Below are 5,818 nucleotides of genomic sequence, written 5' to 3'. Positions count from 1 at the left end.
AGGTCACCGCCGAGTACGCCAACGTCCGCGTCGAGGCCCACCACGGCCTCCTCGTCGACTTCTGCAAGGACCGCGACATCCCCGCCATCGTCAAGGGCCTGCGGGCGGTGAGCGACTTCGACTACGAGCTCCAGATGGCCCAGATGAACAACGGCCTCACCGGGGTCGAGACGCTGTTCGTGCCCACCAACCCCACCTACAGCTTCCTCTCCTCCTCCCTGGTCAAGGAGGTCGCGGCCTGGGGCGGCGACGTCTCCCACCTGGTGCCCCCGCAGGTGCTCGCGGCGCTCGGCGAACGGCTCCGGAAGGACTGACGCCCCGGGGAGGCGACCGGGCGAGGTGACAACACGTCACCCGGTGTCGGACGGCCGCCCCATGGCCGTACAGTCGTCCCGTCCGTCTCCAACACAGCAGTAGAGAGTGGCGAGCCAGGTGGACGTCCAGAAGAAGCTCGACGAGATCGTCTCGGCGGTCTCCGGTGCCCGGTCGATGCCCATGTCGGCCTCCTGTGTGGTCAACCGCGCGGAACTGCTCGCGCTGCTGGAAGAGGTCCGTCAGGCCCTGCCCGGCTCCCTCGAGCAGGCCCAGGAGCTGATCGGTGGCCGCGAGCAGATGGTCGAGCAGGCCCGCCAGGAGGCCGAGCGGATCATCGAGTCCGCGCACGCCGAGCGCGGCAGCCTGATCGCCGGCACCGAGGTCGCCCGCCACTCCCAGGCCGAGGCCGACCGCATCCTGGCCGAGGCCCGCGCCGAGGCCGAGCAGGTCCGCGCGGACGCCGACGACTACGTCGACTCCAAGCTCGCCAACTTCGAGGTCGTCCTCACCAAGACCCTCGGCTCGGTCGGCCGCGGCCGGGAGAAGCTGCTCGGCACCGGCCCCGGCCTGGACGAGCACGGCTACGAGGACGAGGACGCCCCCGAGCGCAGCCAGGACCCGGAGACCCTGCGCCACGACGCGGACGCCTACGTCGACGTCAAGCTCGGCGCCTTCGAGGCGGTGCTCGCCAAGACCCTGGAGGCCGTCCACCGCGGCCGGCAGAAGCTGCACGGCCGGATCGCCACCGACGACCTGGGCGCGCTCGCGGACGACACCACGACCTTCCAGCACTCCAGCGACGCCGACTACCTGGCCGACCTCGCCGCCCTCGCCGACGTCCCGCCCGCCCCGGCCCAGCGCGCCCCGGCGCCGGCCCGGGAGCCGGTGTACGAGCCGCAGGAGACGTACGGCTACCAGCAGCCCGACGCCTACCCGGCGGCCTACCCCGCGCAGCCCGGATACGCCCCCCAGGAGGCGTACGGCTACCAGCAGGACCCGTACGCCGCCCCCAACGGCTACTCCCCGCAGGCCGAGGGCGCCTTCCAGGGCTACGACGCCCAGCAGGCGCCGTACGACCCGAACCAGCAGCAGGGCCGGCAGCAGGAGCAGGGCCGGCAGGACTACGCGCTGGACGAGACCAGCCTCTTCGACACCGGCATGATCAGCGCGGAGCAGCTCCGCGCGTACGAACAGGGCCGCGGGCTGTAGCCGCCCGGGGACCCGATTGGGCCCTGAGCGAAAGGTCCAGTATCCTGGCTGTTCGGTCGCGTGTATCCCCGCGATCCGCGCTGCCCGGAACACCGTCGGGCCGCGTCCCTCCTAGCTCGGACCGAAAGCAGGAATGGCTTCCAACGCACGCCTCGACCACCGCAACCCCCTCGTGATCGACACCCACGAGCTGGGCCGGCGGCCTGGTGCGATGCAGCGCCTGACCCGCGAGGTCGACGCCCCCCGGGACCTCGGTATCGAGGGCGTCGTCGGAGTGCCGGAAGGCGCCCCGCTCGAGCTGGACCTCCGTCTGGAGTCGGTCATGGAAGGGGTGCTTGTCACAGGCACCGCCCGTGCATCGGCCAAGGGGGAGTGCGTAAGGTGTCTGGAGCCGGTCGGGCTGGAGCTCGAAGCGGACTTCCAGGAAATGTTCTCGTACCCTGACGCCGACGACCGTGGCCGCGTGATCGCGGAACCGGGCGACGACGCCGAGGACGACGAGGACAGGCAGTACATCGAGGACGGCTTGATCGACCTCGAGCCGCTGCTGCGGGATGCGGTGGTGCTCGCACTGCCGATGCAGCCGGTGTGCCAGGACGACTGTCAGGGTCTGTGTTCCGAATGCGGAGCGCGGCTCACGGACGACCCGGACCACCACCACGACGCCGTCGACATCCGTTGGGCGGCATTGCAGGGACTCGCCGACACCATGTCGGACGGCGAGAAGGACGAGATGAGCGGCGACGTGCCTCGATCAGCACGTGCCGACGAGAAGCAGGAGAAGTAGCCGTGGCTGTTCCGAAGCGGAAAATGTCGCGCAGCAACACGCGCCACCGCCGGTCGCAGTGGAAGGCTGCGGTCCCCACCCTGGTTGCGTGCGAGCGCTGCCACGAGCCCAAGCAGCAGCACATCGCGTGCCCGTCTTGCGGCACCTACAACAAGCGCCAGGTCCTCGAGGTCTGAGCGGCCGGTGAGAGGCACTGTGTCCACTGCCAAGAAGGTGGAAGACGCCGAAGCCAACGCTTCCCGCCGACGCGGGAACGGCAAGGCGGAGAACATGGCCTCGTCCCACACGCTTCTGGAAGGGCGGCTCGGCTACCACGTCGAGTCCGCCCTTCTGGTGCGTGCGCTGACCCACCGTTCCTACGCGTACGAGAACGGCGGCCTGCCGACGAACGAGCGGCTGGAGTTCCTCGGGGACTCCGTGCTCGGTCTCGTCGTCACGGACACGCTGTACCGCATCCACCCCGACCTGCCCGAAGGCCAGCTGGCCAAGCTGCGGGCCGCGGTGGTCAACTCGCGTGCGCTGGCGGAGGTCGGCCGTGGCCTCGACCTGGGTTCCTTCATCCGGCTCGGCCGTGGTGAAGAGGGCACGGGCGGCCGGGACAAGGCGTCCATCCTCGCCGACACCCTGGAAGCGGTGATCGGCGCGGTCTATCTCGATCAGGGCCTCGACGCGGCGTCCGAGCTGGTCCACCGGCTCTTCGACCCGCTGATCGAGAAGTCCTCGAACCTCGGAGCCGGCCTGGACTGGAAGACCAGTCTCCAGGAGCTCACCGCGATCGAGGGGCTCGGCGTGCCCGAGTACCTGGTCACGGAGACCGGCCCGGACCACGAGAAGACCTTCACTGCTGCTGCCCGCGTCGGGGGCGTCTCGTACGGCACCGGCACCGGCCGCAGCAAGAAGGAGGCGGAGCAGCAGGCCGCCGAGTCCGCCTGGCGGGCCATCAAGGCCGCGGCGGACGAGCGCGCCAAGGCGGCGAAGGCCGTCGAGGCCGAGGCCGCCCCGGACGACGCACCGTCGTCCGCCACCGCCTGACCGAGCACGTCCCGAGCGCCCGCCCCCGTCCGTCGGGGGCGGGCGCTCGGTTCTTCCCAACGGTTCCCACAGGGGGTTGTCGATGCCCGAGTTGCCCGAGGTCGAGGTTGTCCGGCGGGGGCTGGAGCGGTGGGTCGGCGGGCGTACCGTCGCCGAGGCCGAGGTGCTGCATCCGCGTGCGGTGCGGCGGCACCTGGCGGGGGCCGACGACTTCGCGCACCGCCTGAAGGGGCACCGGTTCGGTACGCCCAGCCGGCGCGGCAAGTACCTCTGGCTGCCGCTCGCGGACACCGGGCAGTCCGTCCTCGCCCACCTCGGGATGAGCGGGCAGCTGCTGGTGCAGCCGCACGCGGCGCCGGACGAGAAGCACCTGCGGGTACGGGTCCGGTTCGCCGACGAGCTCGGCACCGAGCTGCGCTTCGTGGACCAGCGCACCTTCGGCGGTCTCTCGCTGCACGACAACACCGCCGAGGGCCTGCCCGACGTGATCGCGCACATCGCCCGCGACCCGCTGGACCCGGTCTTCGACGACGAGGTGTTCCACCAGGCCCTGCGGCGCAAGCGCACCACGATCAAGCGGGCCCTGCTGGACCAGTCGCTGATCAGCGGCGTCGGCAACATCTACGCGGACGAGGCGCTGTGGCGCTCCCGCCTGCACTACGAGCGCCCCACGGCCACCTTCACCCGCCCGGTCACCGCCGAACTCCTCGGCCACGTACGGGACGTGATGAACGCGGCCCTCGACGTCGGCGGCACCAGCTTCGACAGCCTGTACGTCAACGTCAACGGCGAGTCCGGCTACTTCGACCGCTCCCTGGACGCCTACGGCCGCGAGGGCCTGCCCTGCCGCCGCTGCGGTACGCCGATGCTGCGGCGCCCGTGGATGAACCGGTCCAGCTACTTCTGCCCGAAGTGTCAGCGGGCGCCGCGCGTCTCGTCGTAGCGGGCGCGGGCGGTGAGGACCTCGTCCATGGCGCCCTCCACGCAGTGGATGAGCGCGAGCAGCCGCTCGGCGACCCGGCGGCCGAGGTCGGTGAGTTCGTAGTCCACGCGGGGCGGGTTGACCGGCTGCGCCTCCCGGTGCACCAGTCCGTCCCGCTCCAGCGCCTGCAGCGTCTGGGACAGCATCTTCTCGCTGACCCCGTCCACCCGCCGCCGCAGCTCATTGAACCGCAGGGACCCGTCGTACAACGCCCCGAGCGCCAGCCCGCCCCAGCGGCCGGTGACATGCTCCAGCGTCCCCCGCGAGGGACAGGCCCTGGCGAACACGTCGAACCCACACTCCACGCCCGCCGACTCCTGAATGCTCCCGCTCATACCGTCAGGGTAGGCGAGGGATGCGCTAACCACCAGGTTGCACTAACCGGGGGTTAGCGGGTGGGGTGCGGGGCCGGTGGCGGGTCAGTAGCCGAAGAAGCGACGGGCCGACACCCCAGCCCTTGGTGATCCTCAGGCCGTGGGAGCATCCCCGTAAAACCGAGGAGGAGCCAGTGCGGCTGCGCAACGTCTCACCGGACGATGTCGATGCCTACGTTCGGATGCGGTGCGATCCTGTCATGATGGCCGACCTGGGCGGTCCCCTGCCGCTTGAGGGCATGGCGGACAAGGTTCGTCGGGATGCTCAGGAGGCGGCGGCTGACCTCGCGTGGCTGAAGATGATCGTGCCTGATCCGGCCAGGCCCGAGGTGGCGGGGACGGTGACTATTTGGTCCCACGACACCGATGACGGACCGATCTCCGAGATTGGCTGGATGGTCCTGCCTGAATTTCAAGGGCAGGGGCTAGCCAAACGTGCCGTCCGCATCCTCCTCGAACAGGCCCGGGATCAAGAGCGCTGGGGACTCGTACATGCCTTCCCCTCAACGAGTAACGCTGCTTCGAACGGTATTTGCCGCTCTGTCGGCTTCCGGTTTCTTTCAGACGTTGCTGTGACCTTCGCGGGACGGGTCCTCCAGACCAACCACTGGGTCATAGATCCAGGAAGGGATCTGACCTGAGGGCAAGAGCGCTTGACCCCGTGGCGAGGCGCCGAGACGGAGTGATTGGCCATGCCCAGCACGGGCGTGCCGGGAGCCGGCTCCAGCAGCGGCGCCACGTCCTCCGGAAGTTCTCAGTAGCCGAAGTCCTGCGTCCACCAAGGGCCGCCCGGGGCGAGGTGGACGCCCACGCCGAGGGTCTTGAAGTCGCAGTTGAGGATGTTGGCGCGGTGGCCGGGGCTCTTCATCCAGGCGTCCATGACGGCTGCGGCGTCGGACTGGCCGCGGGCTATGTTCTCGCCGCCGAGGCCCGTTATGCCGGCCTTCGCGGCGCGGTCCCAGGGGGTGGCGCCGTCGGGGTCGGTGTGGTCGAAGAAGTCGCGGGCGGCCATGTCGCCGCTGAACGCCTCGGCGAGCCCGGTGAGCGCGGAGTCGGCCGCGACCGGGGTGCAACCGACCTTCGCCCGCTCGACGTTGACCAGCCGCAGCACCTCCGCCT

The 5,818-nt window shown here is 70.3% G+C and carries 9 protein-coding genes; 7 read left to right on the top strand and 2 right to left on the bottom strand.

What is annotated here, in order from left to right:
* From coaD to mutM, 6 genes are all read left to right on the top strand, one after another.
* Positions 1 to 314 (top strand): pantetheine-phosphate adenylyltransferase (gene coaD, locus CCN33_RS22960; RefSeq protein ID WP_086695413.1); only part of this gene is annotated, 314 nt, incomplete at its 5' end.
* Between the two features lie 118 nt (positions 315 to 432).
* Positions 433 to 1,524, top strand: a complete 1,092-nt coding sequence (locus CCN33_RS22955; protein ID WP_086695412.1) for a cell division initiation protein — start codon at positions 433 to 435, stop codon at positions 1,522 to 1,524.
* A 133-nt stretch (positions 1,525 to 1,657) separates the two neighbouring features.
* Positions 1,658 to 2,311: a YceD family protein gene (locus CCN33_RS22950; protein WP_086695411.1), complete on the top strand. Its 654-nt coding sequence runs from the start codon at positions 1,658 to 1,660 to the stop codon at positions 2,309 to 2,311.
* Positions 2,312 to 2,313: 2 nt separating this feature from the next.
* Positions 2,314 to 2,487 (top strand): 50S ribosomal protein L32, encoded by a 174-nt coding sequence (rpmF, locus tag CCN33_RS22945; RefSeq protein ID WP_003951102.1) that lies wholly within the window; start codon positions 2,314 to 2,316, stop codon positions 2,485 to 2,487.
* A 7-nt stretch (positions 2,488 to 2,494) separates the two neighbouring features.
* Positions 2,495 to 3,343, top strand: coding sequence for a ribonuclease III (gene rnc / locus CCN33_RS22940; protein WP_207228994.1), 849 nt, complete (start codon positions 2,495 to 2,497; stop codon positions 3,341 to 3,343).
* Between the two features lie 82 nt (positions 3,344 to 3,425).
* Positions 3,426 to 4,286 (top strand): bifunctional DNA-formamidopyrimidine glycosylase/DNA-(apurinic or apyrimidinic site) lyase, encoded by an 861-nt coding sequence (gene mutM, locus CCN33_RS22935; RefSeq protein ID WP_086695409.1) that lies wholly within the window; start codon positions 3,426 to 3,428, stop codon positions 4,284 to 4,286.
* On the opposite strand, the gene CCN33_RS22930 is transcribed toward mutM, so the two are convergent.
* Positions 4,259 to 4,660, bottom strand: a complete 402-nt coding sequence (locus tag CCN33_RS22930) for a winged helix-turn-helix transcriptional regulator (protein ID WP_086695408.1) — start codon at positions 4,658 to 4,660, stop codon at positions 4,259 to 4,261. The genes mutM and CCN33_RS22930 overlap by 28 nt on opposite strands.
* Positions 4,661 to 4,833: 173 nt before the next feature.
* On the opposite strand from CCN33_RS22930, the gene CCN33_RS22925 reads away from it, so the two are divergent.
* The gene (locus CCN33_RS22925) at positions 4,834 to 5,340 is read left to right on the top strand and encodes a GNAT family N-acetyltransferase (RefSeq protein WP_086695407.1); all 507 of its coding nucleotides are present in this window, start codon (positions 4,834 to 4,836) and stop codon (positions 5,338 to 5,340) included.
* Positions 5,341 to 5,453: 113 nt separating this feature from the next.
* Here the strand turns inward: CCN33_RS22925 and CCN33_RS22920 are convergent.
* A partial coding sequence (locus CCN33_RS22920) for a CAP domain-containing protein (RefSeq protein ID WP_140394629.1) occupies positions 5,454 to 5,818 on the bottom strand: 365 nt, incomplete at its 5' end.

This window comes from Streptomyces recifensis (assembly GCF_002154615.1).
Classification (GTDB): Bacteria; Actinomycetota; Actinomycetes; order Streptomycetales; family Streptomycetaceae; genus Streptomyces; species Streptomyces griseoluteus.
This window is presented reverse-complemented; position numbering and strand designations above follow the sequence as displayed.

Excerpts from the sequence above, each read along its gene's own strand:
- mutM (WP_086695409.1), top strand. The coding sequence starts at position 3,426 with ATGCCCGAGTTGCCCGAGGTCGAGGTTGTCCGGCGGGGGCTGGAGCGG.
- CCN33_RS22930 (WP_086695408.1), bottom strand. The coding sequence starts at position 4,660 with ATGAGCGGGAGCATTCAGGAGTCGGCGGGCGTGGAGTGTGGGTTCGAC.
- CCN33_RS22950 (WP_086695411.1), top strand. The coding sequence starts at position 1,658 with ATGGCTTCCAACGCACGCCTCGACCACCGCAACCCCCTCGTGATCGAC.